Raw genomic sequence first — 18,186 nt, 5'->3', positions numbered from 1 at the left:
AAGTAGATTTTAATTAAACATGGTCAATCTCATTTTATTTGGCCCTCCCGGTAGCGGCAAGGGTACACAAAGTACTAAGATAATAGATAAGTACGGACTTATACACCTGTCTACAGGCGATTTGCTGCGTACAGAGATTAGCAATAAAACCCCTTTAGGCCTTGAAGCCACCAAATTTATGGACCAGGGTTTACTGGTACCAGACGAGGTGGTAATTGGTATGATCAGCTCCAAGTTGGATGCCAATCCAGAAGCGCGGGGTTTCATCTTTGATGGTTTTCCGCGTACTACAGCTCAGGCTGAAGCGCTGGACAAACTGCTGGCACTGAAGAAAACGGCCATATCTGTGGTGCTGTCTTTGGAAGTTCCGGAAGATGAATTGATCAAGCGTCTGCTGAACCGTGGGCTGACCTCCGGTCGTAGCGACGATTCCTCAGAAGATGTGGTAAAAGCCCGCATTGTGGAATATCATAATAAAACAGCCCCTGTAGCCGACCACTACGCTAAATTCGGCAAGTTCAGGAAAATAAAGGGAGACGGCACTGAAGCTGAGGTGTTTGATCTGCTGTGCAAGGAAATTAATGAGCTGGTAGCGGAGAAAGTATAACCTGCCTTCTCCGCACTAAGAAATATTATAACATTATTTCTTAAACAACGCAAAGATTGTAAGTTGTGGGTTTATCGTACACGGAAGTGTACTAATTAGCCTAAACTTAACGATCTTTGCGTTTTGTTTTTGTGGGCAGCCCAGCTGCTTCTTTAAAATCTGATTAGTGGAAAAAGCGAATTTCGTAGACTATATCCGTGTATTTTGTAAGTCTGGTAAAGGCGGCGCCGGCAGTATGCACTTCATGCGTACCAAGTTTAATGCTCAGGCCGGTCCTGACGGCGGCGACGGCGGCAGAGGCGGGCACGTTATACTGAGAGGGAACTCACAACTGTGGACCCTGCTGCACCTGCGCTGGCATAAAAACCTGCTGGCAGAAGATGGGGAAAACGGTAGTGGCGACAACTGCACCGGCCGCTTCGGAAAGGATATTATCATTGAAGTACCGCTGGGCACTACTGCCAAAGATGAAGAAACCGGTGAGATAGAAGCCGAAATCCTGCACGACGGACAGGAAGTGATCTGGTTACCCGGAGGCCAGGGCGGCCGCGGCAACGCTTACTTTAAATCTGCTACCAACCAAACACCGGAATACTCCCAACCAGGTATGCCTGGCCAGGAAGGCTGGAAAGTAGTGGAACTCAAAGTACTGGCCGATGTAGGACTGGTAGGGTTTCCCAATGCTGGTAAATCTACCCTGCTCTCCACTATCACCGCTGCCAAACCTAAAGTGGCCGACTATGCCTTTACCACCCTCACCCCCCAACTGGGTATGGTGGAATACCGCGACAACAAATCATTCTGCATCGCAGACCTCCCCGGTATCATCGAAGGTGCCCACGAAGGAAAAGGTCTCGGACATCGATTTTTACGACATATTGAAAGAAACGCCGTATTATTATTCCTCGTTCCTGCCGACAGCGCCGATCACCGCAAAGAGTTTGAAGTGCTGGTCAACGAACTGGAACAATACAATCCCGAACTCCTGGATAAACAGTTTTTGCTGGCCATCAGTAAAAGCGATATGCTGGATGATGAACTGAAAGCAGCCATCTCCGCAGAACTGCCGAAAGATGTGCCGCATGTATTTATCTCCTCTGTAGTACAACAAGGACTCAGTGAGCTGAAAGATATGTTGTGGAGAGCCCTGACCGACAAAGACAACCAGATAAGTACTGCCAACACCGCCAACGCGGAAGAATAAACTGACAGGGAAAGGGAACAGGTAACAACGCCAATGTTCGTTTTACACGATCCCAGATACCATGAAAACACTATTTAATATCGTAGGGCCATCATTCATCATTCTGATGATGGCCTGCCAACAACCAATTACACCAGTCAAGGAAAAACCTGTTCAGATTGATACCATGCAGCTGATAGCCCTCCCGGCCCAGGCTGCTGAAAAAATCGCGTCCAATGAAGTATCTGTTGTAAGCCGCGACAGCACTACGTATGTGCGTTTCGGTGATTGTTATTTTTCCCTGGACTGGATCACGCCAGACCAACGCCGCAATGATTTTGAACGGCACCCCGATACCATTTTCCTCTCCCTGGCACCTAAACATTCCATCGAAGGACAAATGCTCGCCATCACCACGGGAGAAGCCGAAAAAATGAAAGTATGGCAACGCTATGAAACCAGCATCCGCATAGGACAACAACTGATCAAAAACTGGAAACACTTCCAGAGCAACTGGGAACAACTTCGCCCCGAAGCCAGCAACTTCTTTATCTGCCGGAAATATACTTCCGCACAAACAGCCCTGTTCCCTGATGCCAGCATTGAAGACCTCCAACAACATGTAAAAAAACACTACGGTAAAGAACTCTATCACGCAGTAACCAACCTGGAAACAATCCCCCGGGCGGTCATCAGCACCTATTACCTGAAGTTCAACGGCACCCTCCGCAACTCCCCTACCAAAATCAATAAACTACTGATCATCGATGTGACACCGTAATACCATGAATGTTGTATTACACAAAAAAATAATGTCTATATATTGCTGGAAATTCTTTCTGCTATGGCCATTATGATCGGTACCATATTCACTGGTAGCATACATCAATATAAAAACCAGGGTATCAGAACAAAATTTTTCATCATTGGCCTTCCGTTATTTCCGGTTTCTTCCTACTATAAAATCAGCGCCAATGAGGGCATTGCACTTCCCCTCAACGGCAAAAGCATATGGCATGGATACTCCCGCACCACCTTCCTGGCTATGGGGATCGTCGGCCTGCTGTTTGCCCGGGAACTCCCTATCCCTTTGCTGATACTGGCTTTTGCGGCCTTCTTCAACGGATTGTACTCCTGGGCATTGTATACTATCCTGCCCAAAGAGGAAGAAGCCACCCGATACTATTTCTCCAGAGCCTTCGACTATAACATACTACCCGAACTGTTACCACAGAATATCCAACTGGCACTTTTTCAGGAACTGTTACAAGTATACCGCCAGCAGATCGATAGCCTAATGGACTGGGAACAAATGATCACCCAGGGACATATCAACGAAAACAATAAATACCTGCTATATACAGCTGCCTACTATCACCACGTAGTAACCGGCGAACAAAAATATCATTCCATGCAGGAAACCTTCAAACCCCTAACCTTAGAAAATCATGGATAACACACCTGTCTATGTCCAGATGACCGATGAAGATGTGTTGATACTGAAAAACAATCTGAACGTGAAATACCGGCGCCTGTTGAAAGTGTTTTTCCTCACTGCATTCTGTCTTGGGGGTGCATACCTGGGGATTGTAGCCCGGAACGGTCACATCGGTCCAGGCACAGTGATACTGGCAGCTACAGTCTTCTATGTTATCGTGTTCATCCCCTCCTGGATCGGTAGTATCGCCAAACTCAGGAAGGATCTGTCTATGCGCCGGAAAGTAACTTCTGAAGTCCTGGTGCTGGACAAGGCCAGGTACTCCAATCCGGAGATACATGAACATTATCTTCTGTTACATACCAGTGACTATTCTATCCGAAAGATAGGGGTCCCCTCCGGGGTTTATGAGCAGGTGCCTATATCTGCAAGGGTGAAAATAACCATTGCGCCTCACTCCTACTCTTTCCTTAAGTGCGAGATATTATAAAACAGAGAACCGGCAATGCAGAAGCATCACCGGTTCATATCAATCGGCTGTACTTAACAGAACAGGGTCTTTCAATTCCGGCGGAGTAAACAACATCGCGGTGCAGAGGCAATTCGCAAAATGATGTCCTGCCAGGATCGGATAGTTAATGCAGCTCTTACAACCTGCCCAGAAACTGGAGTCAGTCGTAATTTCGGTATAGGTAACCGGCTCAAATCCCAGCCGGCTATTTAACTTCATCACCGGCAAACCGGTAGTGATACTGAAAATTTTTGCAGATGGATATAATGAACGACTTAATTCAAATATCTTTTTTTTGATGGCCGCCGCTACCTTCAGGCCCCTGAATTCCGGCACTACGATCAAACCACTGTTGGATACAAAGCGGCCACCCTCCCAGGCTTGTATATAAGAGAACCCCGCCCAGATACCACTCTTCGTAAATGCGATCACCGCATTCCCCTGCAGAATCTTCTTTTTAATGTCCATAGGATCTCTTTTGGAGATACCTGTGCCCCTGGCCCTGGCGGATGATTCCATTTCTGCCACAATAGGCAGGGCAAAATCTACGTCTTCCGGAGACGCGACCCTAACAATTATCTCTTCATCTGTTTCCATGACTACTGAGTTGTTGTTGTATATAAAGACCATAAATCGCATCCGGTATCAGTGAGTATATCCTGATCCGGCTTAAGGCATCTCCCAGCGGAATCTGGCTTAACGCTGGCACAAACACCCGGGTGATTGCCCCTTTTACCACTTCATTCCCTTTTTCATATAACCTCCCGGCCACCTGAAGGCACTTGCCGGCTATTGCATAATTCTGTTCCCGCAACTGCCTGCCAGTATATTCACTGAAGCACCCCACGGTGTCGTACACGTGAAAAATAGCCGGAAACTGATGCAGGGCTTTTTTAAGTGCCGGTATATGATCTTCTATATAAGCCGGCACTTCATATTGGTTTATCATGGCTTTTCCTTGTTACATACAGGTAATGCCAAATGCTGTTCCACAACAAGCATAAAAACGTTAAAATGCTGTACTGTCAAAGCATTTTAACAATTACAGTATTCCCCGCAGCGAGCGCAGGTCTTCCGTTTTTGCATGGTTATTTCCAAAAGTGCAGGATGAATGGAAAGCGGTAGGATAAAAAAAATGGGATATCAAAATGACATCCCATACACAAAATCATTATTTAAAATCGCTGATACTACGCAGGTATCAGGGGTATCACGGCCATCAAGGTTGGGTGACCGCTTCCCTTTTGTTTTTAGTAGCTTTCTTTTTCTTCATGGTCCTGTTGATCCACAGGATAGTGCCGGTAGTGGGGAAAGTGGCGCCCAGCAAAGCCAGTAGCAAAGCAAAAATTTTAGACGGCAGTCCGAAGATAGCACCTGTATGCAGCGGTTTGATCGTACTACGTACTTTCTGACCCAGATTCTTTTCACTGAAAGTCTGCGATTGCAGCACCTGACCGCTATACTGGTCGAGGTAATAACTGGTGGTAGCTCCTTCGTGCAGGGCGCTGGCGGGCAGCAGTGTTACCTGTACCGCTGCGGCGCTGTCTTTGGGCATAGCTACGGCATAATACTGCGCATCAGGGACCTGTTGTTTTACCTGTGCCAGTGCTGCCTCATAGGAGACCTTCCCGGTTGTTTCCGGAACAGCCGCAGATACTGGCGCCTCAGCAGCCTTGGGAGAGGTGCCCAGTACGGCGTACAGTCCCTTGCTGAACCATTCGTAAGACCAGGTAAGTCCGGTAAACACCGTTACAAACAGGAAAATGCTGACATAAAACCCAAGCACCACGTGCATATCATGGTTCAACCGTTTCCAGCCGCCATCCCACTTTACTTTGAGGCGCTGCTGTAAAATTTTGCGGGTCTTGGGCCACCATAATATAATGCCGGTGATCAGAATAAAGAAAAAGATGAGTGTGCTCGCGCCGGTGATCATCTTACCGGTATCTCCGGCCAGTAGCCAGCGGTGTAAAGAAAATATCTGGTAGTAAAATGTTTGCTGGTAACTATATAGTTCAATGACTTTACCGGTATAGGGGTTCACAAAGGCGGTACGGCCCTTTGCTTTTTTAGGTGCTTCTCCTTTTTTGCCTGCGGGCTTTTCGCCCATTTTACCTTCTGCACGGGGAGCTTCTCCCTTCATTTCCTTCTTTTCGCCTTTCTTTCCTTCTTCGAGCTGTACAGCCAGTGAGCGGGAAGGGTCTGCATATACCTGTATACGGGCGACACCTGCGCCTGGTACCTGCTGCTTCACCATTTCAGCTATTTTGTCCAGCGGAAGCCTTTCTTTCTCCGGCTGTACATAATAACGGTCATGATTAAACGCTTCTGTCAATTCTTTTTCAAATACCAGCAAGGCACCAGTCAGGCAACTGATGGTAATAACCAGGCCTGCCGTCAGCCCCAGGTATAAGTGAATACGGCGAAAAAAAACTTTCATATTAGATTGATCCAACCACAAAAAAACAACCTTGCGCGGGAAATATAAGGGCGAGGCGGGAAAATGATTTACGAAATCCGGAATTTTTATGCAGGGAACAAAGAAGAGAAGAAAAACGAAGAAACAAAGCAGAAAAGATTAAACTTATTCTAAATATGTTTAATTCCTCCCTGCTTTGCCTCTTATCAATGACCAGCATCTTCTGTTCAATGCTTGATGGGACTACAGCAATCCACCCAGCATACCGCCGGCAGCGCTCTTCATTTCTGCTTCCCAGGAGTTTTCTGCATCTTTCAGGGCTCTGTTCAGCGCTGTCAGCAGCAGATCTTCCATTTCTTCTTTATGCTCAGGAGCAAAAAGGCGCTCCGCTATTTCAATACTTTTTACCTGACGGTTGCCATCTACTGCTACTTTTACCGCACCATCGCCGGCTTCGGCTTCCAGCGTAACTTTTGCCAGACGCTCTTTACCTTCTTTCATTTTCTGCTGGATCTGCGTCAACTTGCCAAATAAATCAAACATAACTTTTGTTTTTTAAGGTCGTAAAGATAAGTGTTTACCTGCTGTCAGCACAAGGGTTTTGACATGCAATGTTTTAATAATATAAATACGTACCGCTAACAATTACGTATCTTACCATCAGGTAATACTATCAACAAAAAATGGAAACTAAAGTTTGTATTATAGGTGCCGGACCTGGTGGCGCCTGTGCCGCATTACAACTGGCACAACTGGGGATATCATGTATTGTGGTGGATAAGGCGGTTTTCCCGAGAGACAAGGTATGCGGAGATGGATTAAGTGGAAAAGTATTGACTATCCTGGAACGTATAGACAAAGGCATCGGTCAGCGCCTCCAGCAGGCCGCCTTTAAAATGGATAGCTGGGGTGTGACATTTGTTGCCCCTAATCGTATCGGAATGGACATCCCCTACAGACTGGATTACCAGAACAACAGAAATGATCCCCGCGGCTTCGTCTGCAAACGCATCGACTTTGATAACTTCCTGGTAGAAGAATTAAAACGCCGCCCAGAAATCCGCTTATTCGAAGGGGTTAGCATCGATAAATATGAACTGAAGGAAGATGGATATCATCTTTCCGATAAGGAAGGTAAGTTCCAGGTAAAAGCAGACCTGGTGCTGGTGGCCAACGGCGCTCATTCTTCTTTTACCAAAGATGTTGCCGGTATTAAAATGGAACCGGAACATTATGTAGCCGGCATCCGGGCTTACTACAAAGGTATTTCCAACCTCAATCCTGATGGTTTCATTGAACTACACTTCCTGAAAAGCATGCTGCCCGGCTATTTCTGGGTATTCCCGCTTCCCAATGGCGAAGCGAATGTGGGAGTGGGTATCCTCAGCAGCGTCACCCGCAACAAAAAAGTGAACCTGAAAAAACTCATGCTCGATACACTCGCCACCGACCCGGTGATGAAAGAGCGGTTTAAAGATTCGACACTTATTGGCAATATCGAAGGATACGGGCTTCCCCTGGGCAGTAAAAAAAGAAAGCTGCATGGAGAGCGCTATATGCTGATCGGTGATGCTGGTTATCTGATAGATCCCTTTACCGGCGAAGGTATCGGCAATGCACTCTACTCCGGCCAGATTGCAGCCAGACAGGCTGCAGCTGCCATTGCGGCCAACGACTTCTCCGATAGTTTCCTCGATGCCTACGACCTCGATGTATACCGCATCCTCGGCCCGGAACTGGAAGTCAGCACCAAACTGCAGAAACTGATTAAATACCCGTGGTTGTTTAATCTGCTTATGAAAATGGGCTCCCGCAATAAACAGCTGAAAGACCTGATGTCTTGCATGTTCCACGAGGTAGACCTGCGGAAAAAACTGGGTAATCCCATGTTTTATGTGAAGCTTTTATTTAACCGATAATCTGTTTTTCCGTGAGATCCATCACCCGACTTGCCATCTTTTTATTATTCCCGGTTGCTATCAACGCACAAACGAATAAAATGAGCCACGAACAGCTGCCTAAAATGACGGTCCATACAGCAAACCAGCTGGCAGCCCTTCCCCTGAAGTGCCTCGACCTGCAGTATCCTTACAAAACAGGGATTGTATTTGCGGACAGCACCCTGCTGGGCGCTCCTTCCTCCTATCATCCGGCTTTCTACGGCTGCTTCGACTGGCATAGCAGTGTACATGGCCACTGGATGCTGGTACGCCTCCTGAAAATGTACCCTGACATGGAAAGGGCTGCCGAGATCCGTTCCCGGCTGGCGCAACATCTTTCTGCAGCCAATATTCAAACAGAACTACAGCTGTTTAAAAGCAAGGAAAACAAAAGCTTCGAACGTATTTATGGCTGGAGCTGGCTGCTGCAGCTGCAACGGGAGCTACTTACCTGGAACGACCCTCTGGGCAAAGAACTGAGCCGCAACGTACAGCCCCTCGCCAGCCATTTCGCAGCATCCTATATCGACTTCCTGGGTAAACTGATGTATCCCATCCGCGTAGGTGAACATACCAACCTGGCTTTCGGCCTGTGCCTCGCCTGGGACTATGCTCAAACAACCCATGACCAGGCCTTGCAGACAGCCATCCATGACGCAGCAATGCGTTTCTATGCAAAAGATAAAAATGCTCCCATTGAATGGGAACCAGGTGGCTACGATTTCCTGTCTCCCAGCCTGGAAGAAGCTGACCTGATGCGCCGTATCATGCCTGAAAAAGAATATCGCCCATGGCTATACGCTTTTTTACCAGGCCTGTTCAAAAATCCGATCACCATTCTGCAGCCCGGCCAGGTGAAAGACCGTACTGATGGCAAACTCGTTCACCTCGACGGCCTCAATCTCAGCCGCACCTGGTGCCTTGAAGCCATCGCACGCCATGGCGGCAAAAACCAACAGGCCATCCAGGCCCTCGCCAACAAACACCTGCTGACATCTTTTCCACAGATCGCCAGCGGAGACTATGCCGGCGAACACTGGCTGGCTTCCTTTGCGGTATACCTGCTCACCGCGGAGCAGCAGTAATACCGCACAAGCTAAAAACCCCTACCCGATGACCTATACCGTGAGCAGACTACTGTTGTTACTGCTGGCATTCCTGCCCGCAGTAACAACAGCCCGAAACACCCACATCAATACCAGTCCCAGGCCATCATGGCTGGTACCCTGGCAACCCGACCTGCATAAAAAACCCAATGCCAACAACATCGTCGATGGATACTACCTCCTGCTGGCAGAAGAACAGCAACACGCAGAACTGAAAACTACCTACCATCACTATATCCGGCAGATCGTATCAGAAGCCGGCATACAAAACGGCTCAGAGATATCTGTCAACTACAACCCTCAATACGAAAAACTGAGCTTCCACAGCATCATCATCAGAAGGAATGGTCAGGAAATAAACCGTCTGCCAACCGCCTCCTTTAAAGTGCTGCAGCAGGAACAGGATCTGTCCCGCTTTATCTACAGCGGCACCTATACCGCCTTCCTCATCCTCGAAGATGTTCGTAAAGGCGACCAGATAGAATACAGCTTCTCCGTTACCGGCACCAACCCTATCTTCGACAATAAAATAGATGTCCGGCTTTATCAGGTAACCCTGGAACCTATTGTCAATTACTACAATAACATTATCACCAACCCGCAAAGAAAACTGTACTTCAAACCATTCAATAACGCCGCCATGCCTCAGCAGCGCAGCTGGCAAGGGCTTACCGTTTACGAATGGAACAGGATTGAACAAAAGGAGACCGACAATACCAATAACCAGCCTTCCTGGTATAATCCTTTTGTCCGTATACAGATCAGTGAATACAACAACTGGAAAGAAGTAGCGCAATGGGCACAAGGTGTCAACACCATCCCTTCTCCCGGAGAGGCAGTCAAACGCAAGATCACGGCCCTGAAACAATCTTCCGGCGGCAACCCGGAAACCTACCTCCGGCAGGCGCTCCGGTTTGTGCAGGACGATATCCGCTATATGGGTATAGAAATGGGAGAATATTCCCATCGTGCCAACGCTCCCGACAAAGTACTGGCGCAACGTTTCGGTGATTGTAAAGACAAATCCCTGCTGTTGTGCACCCTGCTCAACGCCAACGGTATCAATGCCCGCATGGCTTATGTTAATACTGATACGAAAGGGACTGTCAGCAGCCTGTTGCCCTCACCCACCGCTTTTAACCATGCCATCGTATATGCTACTCTTGGGGGCAAAACCTACTGGCTCGATGCCACCATCTCCTATCAGCGCGGACAGCTGGCGGGCTTCTGCGAACCTGATTATCAGCAAGCCCTTGTGATCACCGATACCACTACACAGCTGACGCCTATCCTCAAAAAAAACAGCGGGCAGCTGGTAATCCGGGAAAAATTCACGCTCCCGGAAGCAGAAGGACAAGATGGCTCTCTGCAGGTCACCACATCCTGGTTCAAAGAAGACGCTGATGCACAAAGGGCCGCGATGGCGTCTGCCAGCATCTGGGAAAAAGAGAAAACCTTTCTCCGCTTCTACCAGAAATTTTATGGGGAAATAACCACCAAAGACTCTCTCCTGCTGCACGATGACCCAGACAGTAACATCCTCCGCATCCGGGAAAGTTATCTGATCCATCATCTCTGGAAAAAGGACAGCAGTACCAACAAACTCCTGTTCTCTCTGGCCGCTCAGTCTCCATCGGATATATTACCCTATATGACGGATGAAAAAAGGAAAACACCGCTGGCCATCCGTTATCCTTATCAACAGGACTATCAGGTCATCATTCATACCCCCGTTCAATGGTCACTGGATCAATCTCCGGTACATTTCAAAAACGAATATTATCAGTTTGATTTCACCTCCACGGTGAAAGGTGAGCAGATTATCCTTTCCTATCAGCTGAAAACTTTCCAGGACCACGTGCCGGTAGCCTTTCTCCATCAATATACGCGGGAGATAAAGGAAATACAAGGCACTACTTCGCTGGACCTGACCTATAAACCGGCATTTATGCGTGCTCCCAACCGTCCGGCAGTACAGGGCAACTGGCTGGCTATTGTACTGGTTTTGCTGGCCATGGCTGTTTTCTCTCACCTGGCTATCCTCTATTACAGGCACTCCATACTGCCGGTGCAGCATCCACTGGAACCTTTGCCCATCGGGGGCTGGCTATCGCTGCTAGCTATCGGTCTGGTATTTTCACCCATGTTTGATTTTTGGTATCTGTGTAATGCGGACGTATTTAAATATGATGTATGGGTAACGGTGTCCAGTCGTAAGGATTTGGGGAACATCTCGCTGGTACAGCTTTATCTGATCGGAGAAATCATCATCAAAGCCTTTCTGCTGTGTTATGCTATATTACTGGCTGTGTTGTTCTTTAACAGAAGGGATACATTTCCTTTTGCGCTGGCAACCTATTATTTTATCACCATCCTGTATCTGTTTGCGGGCAATCATCTGAGTGATTACTACTTTGGAGAGGGGGGCACGCAGAAAAACATCTGGGGACAAGATTCTCTTGTATGGCCACTGGCCAGAATGGCTTTGTGGATACCTTATCTACGGATGTCTCCGCGTGCCAAAGCAACGTTCATCATGCCGCATCCAGCATTGTTGCGGGACTAATCAGATGGTTTCAGAATCGAAGACCACTGTTCTAGCCCAATACTGTTTGCACTTCTCTATAAAACTGAGATGTACCGGGTGGGTTTGATACACATCGTGTGCTTCAATGTCTTCAAAAACACAGAGCAGGCAGTAATCATAACTTTTATCGATGGTGGGCCGGTCGTCTATAGGCGCTGGCTTACCAACGTTAAAAATTTTGATTTCATCGATGGTATGCAAACTGCTAAGCCCCGCCTCAAAGTGCCTTCTATCTTCCTCTGACAGTCCGGGCTTGAGATAGAAGTTTACCACATGTACCAGTTTTTTATCCAGTGCTTTCATGCAATATGATTTAATAATTTAATCAGGATTCTTTATTGACATAGCGGGTCACTGTCAACAGATTCACCAGATACACCAAACCCAGCACCAGCAAGGCACCTGCAAATACACCAGGGCCGGGCCAGGTACTTACCACCATGTCGTGTTTTGCCAGTACCGTTGCTGTAGCATACTGTAAAGAAGTGAGCAACAGCAGGCATACCACCCCTATAATAATGTACAAAGGCACAAATTGTTTCAGCAGATAACGTTTTAACTGACGGGGAGCTGTTCCCAGCATCACCAGCAGCTGGATTTCCTTTTTACAGGAAGCGATGATCAGCTGTATGAACATACTGAATACCAGCATGGCAAACAACAGTAATATGAGCCCGAAAAATCCGATTACAGATACGATAGTCTGTACAATCAATCTGGTTTTGCTGAACTTCAGCTTATCCTGGTTGGTGGTATATCCGTGATCGTCCAGGAACTTCACCAGTGCCGGGTTTGACGGGTCAGGAGTTTTGATGATCACCCTCGAAACAGGCGCTTCCCGGGTAGTACCATATTTTTCATTAGCCCAGTTCATAAAGGATGCGGGTACAAGGAAAGAGGATATTCTGTCCGAGAAGCCTGCCACATGCCCCGTAAACGGTTCGGAACTGAGGTTATTGGAGATGACCACCTGGAGGGGCAATGCTTTGACGGTCTCCTGTGATATCTGGGGTAGGTCCTGACTCAGGGAGAAGCCGAAGTTGTACAGGTTTAAAAAATCGCTGGGCAGGATGATGGGAATGGTATGGTCGCTGGTGTTCCATTTCCAGTCTTCATCTTTTACATCCAGGAAACTGTCGGGGACAGATTCAAAAAACATATCAGTTGCAAAATGCAGATCACCGGGGGCCTGCACCACTACTTTAAAGCGGCTGGAGGTAATTAACCCGAAGGCCTGTACGAAAGGCTGAGCTTTGACCTGTGCTATTTCTTCAGGTGTGAAGGCACTTTTGCCGCTTTGGCCCATGATGGCATTGGTGATTTTTTTATTGATCACCAGGAAATCGGCGGTTTCGTTCTGGTTTTTGGCGCTGTACAACAGCTGGCTGAAGTTGGAATGTACCTGTATAGCCACCAGTATAAGCAACATAGCGATACCGAGGCCAACGGAGGCCATCAGGAAGCGGCTTTTGCCGATGCCGGTATGTATGATCTTTTTGAGTAGTTCGAAAAAAGGACGCATGGAAAAACATTAAAGCTGATAATGTACATCATATTGAAAATGATGGTCATTATCCAGGTCGGTTAAAATAAACCCGGCATTGCGGGCTTTGCACTCTTCAGCGATGAGGTCGGCAGCGCGGCGGGCATTTTCTTCATCGAGGTGACTAAAGGGTTCGTCCATCAGCAGCCATTGAAAAGGCTGTACCAGGGCCCTGATGATGGCAATCCGCTGCCGCTCCCCGTAGGACAGTGTTTTACTGCTCTGTTGCAACACATGCGTTACATTGAGTCTGGCAGCCATTTCCCTGATTTTTTCTTCGCTGCAGTAGGGATTAGCCAACATGACTCTTTTCAGAGAGATGTTTTCCACGGCTGTCAGCTGTTCAAACAGCCGCAGGTCCTGAAAGATAATACTGATCTGTTGCTGGCGCATGGCAGCCAGTTCATTTTTGCTGTAAGACTGCCAGGGCTGTCCGTTTACCAGCACCTTGCCGGTATAATCCTGACGGATGTGGTAGAGGTAATGCACCAGTGTGGTCTTCCCGGTGCCGGAAGGGGCTTTTATTTTTACAAAACTCCCAGGGCTGAAGGTCACCTCCTGGTTCCAGATACCGGAGGTCCGCTGCAGGAGTTTATCCTTCAGTGGGATCGGCATCAGGTTCTCTATCTGAATTTGCATACGCTTCATTTGAATGACAAATTACGAATTGGTACGGATGTAGGAATAAAAAAGCGAAGACCGAAGCGATCATTAGTGCTTCGGTCTTCGCCAGTAATTCGTGATGCGTAATTATTTAATAATGGTGGTAGCTGTATCCACTGGTGCAGCGAACAGGCTATCTTCCATTGCTTTATTCTTTGCTTTTTTAGCTTCCATGATCTTAGCCGCTTCGGTACCGAAGTTCATCAGTTGCACCAGGCTGTTTTCATCCTTGTTTTTGAAGTTAAGGATTACTTCTGACTCAGAAACGTCGCCGTTAGCTGGTTTGGTCACCATGGTCATATCTTTCATCAGGCCTTTCAGCTTAACCAGCATAGGTCTGTCAGCGTCATCAGCTTTCTCTTCAGGAATGGAGGTGATAATCTTTTCCAGATCTACATAACCGCCCATCATGCTGCCTTTTATTTTGCCTTCGATGCCTTCAGGCAGTTTGATACTACCTTTGCCAGCCAGGTAATCCTGCAGCAGTACGCTGTCGGAGCCTACAGTAATGTATTTCTCGGTGATAGAGAGCGGCGGCATACCAGCAGCCATTATCGGGTTGCTGAGAACGTAGTGGTCACCTTCTTTAGTGAAGATCTCTTTCAGCATAGGAGAAGTCATCACTTTAGTGAAGGCATCCTTATTACCTACTTTCAGGCTGAAGATCCATTTAGCGGAAGGCTCTTCGGTAAATTCGCCAGGGAAATATTTGGATTCTTTTTTCTGGATGCCGAAGTCAGAAGCGACATAAGTCAGCTGACCTTCAAATGCGTTCAGGATATCATCCATAGCCAGGCCGGATTTGCTGGCCAGGAACATGTTTACGATACCGTCCATGCCAGTGGATTTGATGATCTCACCTATCATGTGGAAATCAAAAGCGTAGGAAACGAAACCGGTGATATTCTGAGAAGGATATTTCTTCAGCATGCTCATATCGATTTCCTTCTTGCCATATTTTTTGTAGATGCTGGCTACTTCTTTACCCATGTAGTAGGAACCATTGGCTACGATTTTGCCTTTTTCGAAGTTGACAATACCGGTATAGAAGGTGCCTTCCATCAGTTTTTTAACGTTGGCCGGGATCATGGCAAACCTGCCGCTGTTGCTGATCGCTTCAGCGTTTACAAATACGCCCATGTCGGCATTTGCTTTCAGCAGCTTGGCAAATGGTTCGATAGAACCAGCAGTTTCATCTTTTTTCAGGTGGAAAAGGTGATCTACTTCTGTTATCAGGCTTTTAGTGATTTCGTCATCACCTGAGGTGAGGGCGGCAGGAGTAGCTACAGCAGAGTCTGCTGCTATCTCACCATCGTCAACGCCAGGCAGGCCGGGAGTTCCTGCAGGGTTGTATTTGTTCAGTCCTTCTTCTGGATCGAAGGCTGCGATGTAGATAACGGTAGATTTGTTCCATGCTACCACACCTTTGTTATCTTCTTCAACAGCATATTTGAATTCATTCCCTGTTTTCAGAGAGAAGTTTTTCTTGCTTTTTTTCAGGAAGGCTTCAAACTTATCTGCATCGGAGAGGCTGGCGGTAGCACTCAGGTAGGATTTATGTTCTTCTGGTTGTCCGTTGAAAACGAAAGAAACAAAAAAATGGCCTTTCAGATCGATACCGGAGTTTTCAGCATCTTTCCAGGCATTCATTACATCGTTAGCTGTATCTTTGGTTTGTACAGCGGAGAAGATTTTATCCATGGTCAGGCCGTTGGTAGCCAGTTTCTGGGTAATTTCCTTCGCATTCAGGTCAACAACTACGCTGGCTGTTTTAGGGATGTGTTTACTCACATCCGGCACTTTGGAGCAGGACGACAGCGCTACCGCTGCTGTAACAGCGATTAACAAAACTTTGGAAATTGTTCTTTTCATAAAAGATATAAAAATTAAAAAATTGACTTACAGGGGGCAGGAATCATTCACTGCTGCACATTCCCACTATCGTGGTATATAATTCCTGCAAAAGTACGTATATTTTTGTAGCTTATATGTCCCTATTTTTTCCGGGAGTACCTACAATATTTTCTTATCAATATAGTTAATACCTTTGTTGCTTACTATGAGACTAACACTTAAAACCATCGAAAAACCTTTATGTACCTGATCCTTCTGCAATACATCCGCCCTGTAGCGGCGGTGGAGCACTTTATGGAAGCGCATACTGCGTTCCTTCAGAAATACTTTGACAACGGCAAGTTTATCCTGTCTGGTCGAAGGAAGCCTAAATCCGGTTCGCTGATTCTTTGTCAGGCGTCGAGCCGTAGAGAAGTGGAACAGATCATGAGTGAAGATCCGCTGGAAAGAAACCAGCTGGCTGTTTATGAGATCATCGAATTTGAGCCGACTTACGCCTCCATAGCCGAAAAATAGTTTTCATCAGTAGTGCCAGCTTCGTATTCTCTTCTCTCTCTGATTATTACTTCATAAAGTAAATGACTTTAGTCAGCCATTTGCTACTATCCTTTTCTTTGCCTGGATATGTCACATACATCTCAATTGTTGGCGGGATTATTTTTTTGCCCTTTTTTTCGATAAACTGCTGAATGGCCACGTGGGCGTTGGCGATTTTATCGTAAGGGCCGTAGTATTCTACATAAGCTGCTTTAGCAGCCGGGAGTTTGATGATTTCAAAGCCAGGCCCCAGTGTGCTGCCTTCCGGTACGGGGATAGCGGCAGCCATATCTGTTTCCTGTTTCTCCTTATTCCAGGTAAAAAAGAGCCCGCAAGGCACGCCAGGCTGTAGCCTAGCTGCTGTGGCCGCTTCATAGATCTTACTCAGGTTATTGCGGTAGTAGCTGGTAATATTTTTTATGGGGATGGTTTTTCTGAGTGCGGCATAGGTCGTGGCAGGATAATCCATTTCTCTAACGGTGACGTTCATCCCCGTCGGGGTACCAGGCCCCCTCGTGTCGGCCTCCGCCATTTTTTTGAGGTTATCCAGTCCTTTGGCAAAATCACTTTCCAGAGCACCTTTCATAAAAAGCGCCATCACATTCTGGGGCCGGCCGTAACGGGCATCGAAGCCCCATACCACCTTAGTTTTACCTGCAGCTTCGGTAAGCTGGAAAAAAACGTCCGATTCAGATTTGAATGGTGATATAAAAGTCAGCTTTTGCTGGATGGATTTGTAGGGGTCCAGTGAAAGATGTTGTAGTTGACCTTCTCCTATTTTTTTTCCTTTCCAGGCATCAATTGCACCCACAGTACCGTCATCACCGGAAATGGTGTATACGGCGGTAGAGTCCATCTGTTTCCAGGTGTTCCATTGGTTAAACTTCTCGAACCGGACAATATTATTCCATACGATGGAGGCGGGGGCATTGATTTCCACCGAACGTTCAACATGTATCTGGGTAGGGGCAGCAAAAATGAGGATGATAAGAACAAGCAAGAGAATACCTACTATCCAGGCAAGTGTTTTTAAGACTTTCATAACTCCGGGGGTTGATTACAATAAAAATACGTTTTTTTATCGTGTGACCGCAGGAGCATCGCATCATGGGTAAATGATTCGGGTTACTCTTTTTCTTTTTCTTCTTTTTCTGAATAATGTTTGTCGGCAGCAGCAGCTTGTTCAAAGTCCAGGATCACGGAATTGATACAGTATCGGAGTCCTGTTGGCGGAGGGCCGTCATCGAAAACATGGCCCAGGTGTGCTTTACAGCGGCCGCACAGTACTTCGGTACGATACATGCCATGACTATTGTCGGGGGCATAGATGACACTGGATTTGGCAACCGGCTCAAAAAAGCTGGGCCAGCCGCAACTACTCTCAAATTTGGCATCAGACACAAAAAGCGGATGTCCGCAGGCAGCGCAGTAATAGGTTCCGGGTTCCTTGCTGTTCCAGTATTTGCCGGTAAATGCCCACTCTGTTCCTTTTTCTCTGGCGATGTTGTATACTTCCGGTGGCAATATCTTCTTCCATTCGTCGTCCGTCAGGTTCACTTTGCTGGTGTCCGAATGGGAGTATACGTCTCCCCTCTTTTTTCCTTCTTCCATTGAATTCTTTTTTACGCTTTTGCGCGGGTAAGTACAGTTGGTGACTAATATAACATGCTCAAAATTATCAGATTCCGTATGTTCATACACGGTGATTCTTTTCGTTAACTTGTCGTTAACACTATCATTGTGTTTCTCTGTTGGCCTGATGAATATTTTTTCTCTTAATAAATTACGTATGAACCAG

The 18,186-nt window shown here is 47.0% G+C and carries 19 protein-coding genes; 9 read left to right on the top strand and 10 right to left on the bottom strand.

From position 1 onward, the window contains the following. Nucleotides 1-19 precede the first annotated feature (19 nt). From DF182_RS13760 to DF182_RS13740, 5 genes are all read left to right on the top strand, one after another. Nucleotides 20-607 carry an adenylate kinase gene (locus DF182_RS13760; RefSeq protein ID WP_113616174.1) on the top strand — a complete coding sequence of 196 codons (588 nt, stop codon included), beginning with the start codon at nt 20-22 and terminating at the stop codon, nt 605-607. Between the two features lie 166 nt (nt 608-773). Then, nucleotides 774-1,811 carry a GTPase ObgE gene (obgE, locus tag DF182_RS13755; protein WP_113616173.1) on the top strand — a complete coding sequence of 346 codons (1,038 nt, stop codon included), beginning with the start codon at nt 774-776 and terminating at the stop codon, nt 1,809-1,811. 61 nt (nt 1,812-1,872) lie between these two features. Beyond that, complete coding sequence (locus DF182_RS13750; RefSeq protein WP_113616172.1) at nt 1,873-2,571, top strand: hypothetical protein; 699 nt, start codon at nt 1,873-1,875, stop codon at nt 2,569-2,571. A 63-nt stretch (nt 2,572-2,634) separates the two neighbouring features. Beyond that, a complete protein-coding gene (locus DF182_RS13745; RefSeq protein WP_113616171.1) occupies nt 2,635-3,246 on the top strand; it encodes a hypothetical protein in 612 nt (203 codons plus the stop codon). Continuing rightward, nucleotides 3,239-3,718: a hypothetical protein gene (locus DF182_RS13740; RefSeq protein ID WP_113616170.1), complete on the top strand. Its 480-nt coding sequence runs from the start codon at nt 3,239-3,241 to the stop codon at nt 3,716-3,718. The genes DF182_RS13745 and DF182_RS13740 overlap by 8 nt, the downstream gene beginning before the upstream one ends. Before the next feature lie 39 nt (nt 3,719-3,757). On the opposite strand, the gene DF182_RS13735 is transcribed toward DF182_RS13740, so the two are convergent. From DF182_RS13735 to DF182_RS13720, 4 genes are all read right to left on the bottom strand, one after another. After that, the gene (locus DF182_RS13735; protein WP_113616169.1) at nt 3,758-4,336 is read right to left on the bottom strand and encodes an N-acetyltransferase; all 579 of its coding nucleotides are present in this window, start codon (nt 4,334-4,336) and stop codon (nt 3,758-3,760) included. Then, nucleotides 4,323-4,688 carry a DUF7674 family protein gene (locus tag DF182_RS13730; RefSeq protein WP_113616168.1) on the bottom strand — a complete coding sequence of 122 codons (366 nt, stop codon included), beginning with the start codon at nt 4,686-4,688 and terminating at the stop codon, nt 4,323-4,325. The genes DF182_RS13735 and DF182_RS13730 overlap by 14 nt, the downstream gene beginning before the upstream one ends. Before the next feature lie 270 nt (nt 4,689-4,958). Then, nucleotides 4,959-6,179, bottom strand: a complete 1,221-nt coding sequence (locus tag DF182_RS13725; RefSeq protein ID WP_113616167.1) for a PepSY-associated TM helix domain-containing protein — start codon at nt 6,177-6,179, stop codon at nt 4,959-4,961. Nucleotides 6,180-6,401: 222 nt separating this feature from the next. Then, nucleotides 6,402-6,701 carry a YbaB/EbfC family nucleoid-associated protein gene (locus DF182_RS13720; RefSeq protein WP_113616166.1) on the bottom strand — a complete coding sequence of 100 codons (300 nt, stop codon included), beginning with the start codon at nt 6,699-6,701 and terminating at the stop codon, nt 6,402-6,404. A gap of 140 nt (nt 6,702-6,841) precedes the next feature. Between DF182_RS13720 and DF182_RS13715 the strand changes: the two genes are divergently transcribed. Genes DF182_RS13715 through DF182_RS13705 form a run of 3 tightly spaced genes read left to right on the top strand, consistent with a single transcriptional unit; the run spans nt 6,842 to nt 11,770 of the window. Beyond that, a complete protein-coding gene (locus DF182_RS13715) occupies nt 6,842-8,077 on the top strand; it encodes an NAD(P)/FAD-dependent oxidoreductase (RefSeq protein WP_113616165.1) in 1,236 nt (411 codons plus the stop codon). Nucleotides 8,078-8,088: 11 nt separating this feature from the next. Continuing rightward, nucleotides 8,089-9,183, top strand: a complete 1,095-nt coding sequence (locus DF182_RS13710) for a DUF2891 domain-containing protein (protein WP_245957436.1) — start codon at nt 8,089-8,091, stop codon at nt 9,181-9,183. Between the two features lie 28 nt (nt 9,184-9,211). Beyond that, nucleotides 9,212-11,770, top strand: a complete 2,559-nt coding sequence (locus DF182_RS13705; RefSeq protein ID WP_161964138.1) for a DUF3857 domain-containing protein — start codon at nt 9,212-9,214, stop codon at nt 11,768-11,770. Here the strand turns inward: DF182_RS13705 and DF182_RS13700 are convergent, their stop codons facing one another. From DF182_RS13700 to DF182_RS13685, 4 genes are all read right to left on the bottom strand, one after another. Next, the gene (locus DF182_RS13700) at nt 11,771-12,094 is read right to left on the bottom strand and encodes a Dabb family protein (protein ID WP_113616162.1); all 324 of its coding nucleotides are present in this window, start codon (nt 12,092-12,094) and stop codon (nt 11,771-11,773) included. It lies immediately after the preceding gene. 22 nt (nt 12,095-12,116) lie between these two features. Further along, a complete protein-coding gene (locus DF182_RS13695) occupies nt 12,117-13,313 on the bottom strand; it encodes an FtsX-like permease family protein (protein ID WP_113616161.1) in 1,197 nt (398 codons plus the stop codon). 9 nt (nt 13,314-13,322) lie between these two features. After that, nucleotides 13,323-13,982, bottom strand: coding sequence for an ATP-binding cassette domain-containing protein (locus tag DF182_RS13690; protein WP_113616160.1), 660 nt, complete (start codon nt 13,980-13,982; stop codon nt 13,323-13,325). A gap of 102 nt (nt 13,983-14,084) precedes the next feature. Then, entirely contained in the window at nt 14,085-15,869 is a 1,785-nt protein-coding gene (locus tag DF182_RS13685; RefSeq protein WP_113616159.1) for a DUF4836 family protein, read from the bottom strand. A 222-nt stretch (nt 15,870-16,091) separates the two neighbouring features. Here DF182_RS13685 and DF182_RS13680 point away from each other — a divergent pair, with 222 nt between their 5' ends. Further along, on the top strand, nt 16,092-16,367 hold the full coding sequence (locus DF182_RS13680) for a YciI family protein (protein WP_113616158.1): 276 nt from the start codon (nt 16,092-16,094) through the stop codon (nt 16,365-16,367). Nucleotides 16,368-16,413: 46 nt separating this feature from the next. On the opposite strand, the gene DF182_RS13675 is transcribed toward DF182_RS13680, so the two are convergent. Beyond that, nucleotides 16,414-17,430, bottom strand: a complete 1,017-nt coding sequence (locus tag DF182_RS13675; RefSeq protein ID WP_113616157.1) for an SRPBCC family protein — start codon at nt 17,428-17,430, stop codon at nt 16,414-16,416. A gap of 83 nt (nt 17,431-17,513) precedes the next feature. Next, nucleotides 17,514-17,999 (bottom strand): peptide-methionine (R)-S-oxide reductase MsrB, encoded by a 486-nt coding sequence (gene msrB, locus DF182_RS13670; protein WP_113616156.1) that lies wholly within the window; start codon nt 17,997-17,999, stop codon nt 17,514-17,516. Between the last annotated feature and the right edge of the window lie 187 nt (nt 18,000-18,186).

The sequence above is a fragment of the Chitinophaga flava genome (genome assembly GCF_003308995.1).
Lineage (GTDB): Bacteria > Bacteroidota > Bacteroidia > Chitinophagales > Chitinophagaceae > Chitinophaga > Chitinophaga flava.
The sequence above is the reverse complement of the archived record's forward strand: the minus strand, read 5'-3'. Positions and strand labels throughout refer to the sequence as shown.

What these genes read in the sequence shown, in the direction of transcription:
- DF182_RS13675 (WP_113616157.1), bottom strand. Translation starts at nt 17,430, where the DNA reads ATGAAAGTCTTAAAAACACTTGCCTGGATAGTAGGTATTCTCTTGCTT.
- DF182_RS13680 (WP_113616158.1), top strand. Translation starts at nt 16,092, where the DNA reads ATGTACCTGATCCTTCTGCAATACATCCGCCCTGTAGCGGCGGTGGAG.
- DF182_RS13705 (WP_161964138.1), top strand. Translation starts at nt 9,212, where the DNA reads ATGACCTATACCGTGAGCAGACTACTGTTGTTACTGCTGGCATTCCTG.
- DF182_RS13690 (WP_113616160.1), bottom strand. Translation starts at nt 13,982, where the DNA reads ATGAAGCGTATGCAAATTCAGATAGAGAACCTGATGCCGATCCCACTG.
- DF182_RS13750 (WP_113616172.1), top strand. Translation starts at nt 1,873, where the DNA reads ATGAAAACACTATTTAATATCGTAGGGCCATCATTCATCATTCTGATG.
- DF182_RS13720 (WP_113616166.1), bottom strand. Translation starts at nt 6,701, where the DNA reads ATGTTTGATTTATTTGGCAAGTTGACGCAGATCCAGCAGAAAATGAAA.
- DF182_RS13745 (WP_113616171.1), top strand. Translation starts at nt 2,635, where the DNA reads ATGGCCATTATGATCGGTACCATATTCACTGGTAGCATACATCAATAT.
- DF182_RS13685 (WP_113616159.1), bottom strand. Translation starts at nt 15,869, where the DNA reads ATGAAAAGAACAATTTCCAAAGTTTTGTTAATCGCTGTTACAGCAGCG.
- DF182_RS13740 (WP_113616170.1), top strand. Translation starts at nt 3,239, where the DNA reads ATGGATAACACACCTGTCTATGTCCAGATGACCGATGAAGATGTGTTG.
- DF182_RS13760 (WP_113616174.1), top strand. Translation starts at nt 20, where the DNA reads ATGGTCAATCTCATTTTATTTGGCCCTCCCGGTAGCGGCAAGGGTACA.
- DF182_RS13730 (WP_113616168.1), bottom strand. Translation starts at nt 4,688, where the DNA reads ATGATAAACCAATATGAAGTGCCGGCTTATATAGAAGATCATATACCG.
- msrB (WP_113616156.1), bottom strand. Translation starts at nt 17,999, where the DNA reads ATGGAAGAAGGAAAAAAGAGGGGAGACGTATACTCCCATTCGGACACC.
- DF182_RS13735 (WP_113616169.1), bottom strand. Translation starts at nt 4,336, where the DNA reads ATGGAAACAGATGAAGAGATAATTGTTAGGGTCGCGTCTCCGGAAGAC.
- DF182_RS13725 (WP_113616167.1), bottom strand. Translation starts at nt 6,179, where the DNA reads ATGAAAGTTTTTTTTCGCCGTATTCACTTATACCTGGGGCTGACGGCA.
- DF182_RS13715 (WP_113616165.1), top strand. Translation starts at nt 6,842, where the DNA reads ATGGAAACTAAAGTTTGTATTATAGGTGCCGGACCTGGTGGCGCCTGT.
- DF182_RS13695 (WP_113616161.1), bottom strand. Translation starts at nt 13,313, where the DNA reads ATGCGTCCTTTTTTCGAACTACTCAAAAAGATCATACATACCGGCATC.
- DF182_RS13700 (WP_113616162.1), bottom strand. Translation starts at nt 12,094, where the DNA reads ATGAAAGCACTGGATAAAAAACTGGTACATGTGGTAAACTTCTATCTC.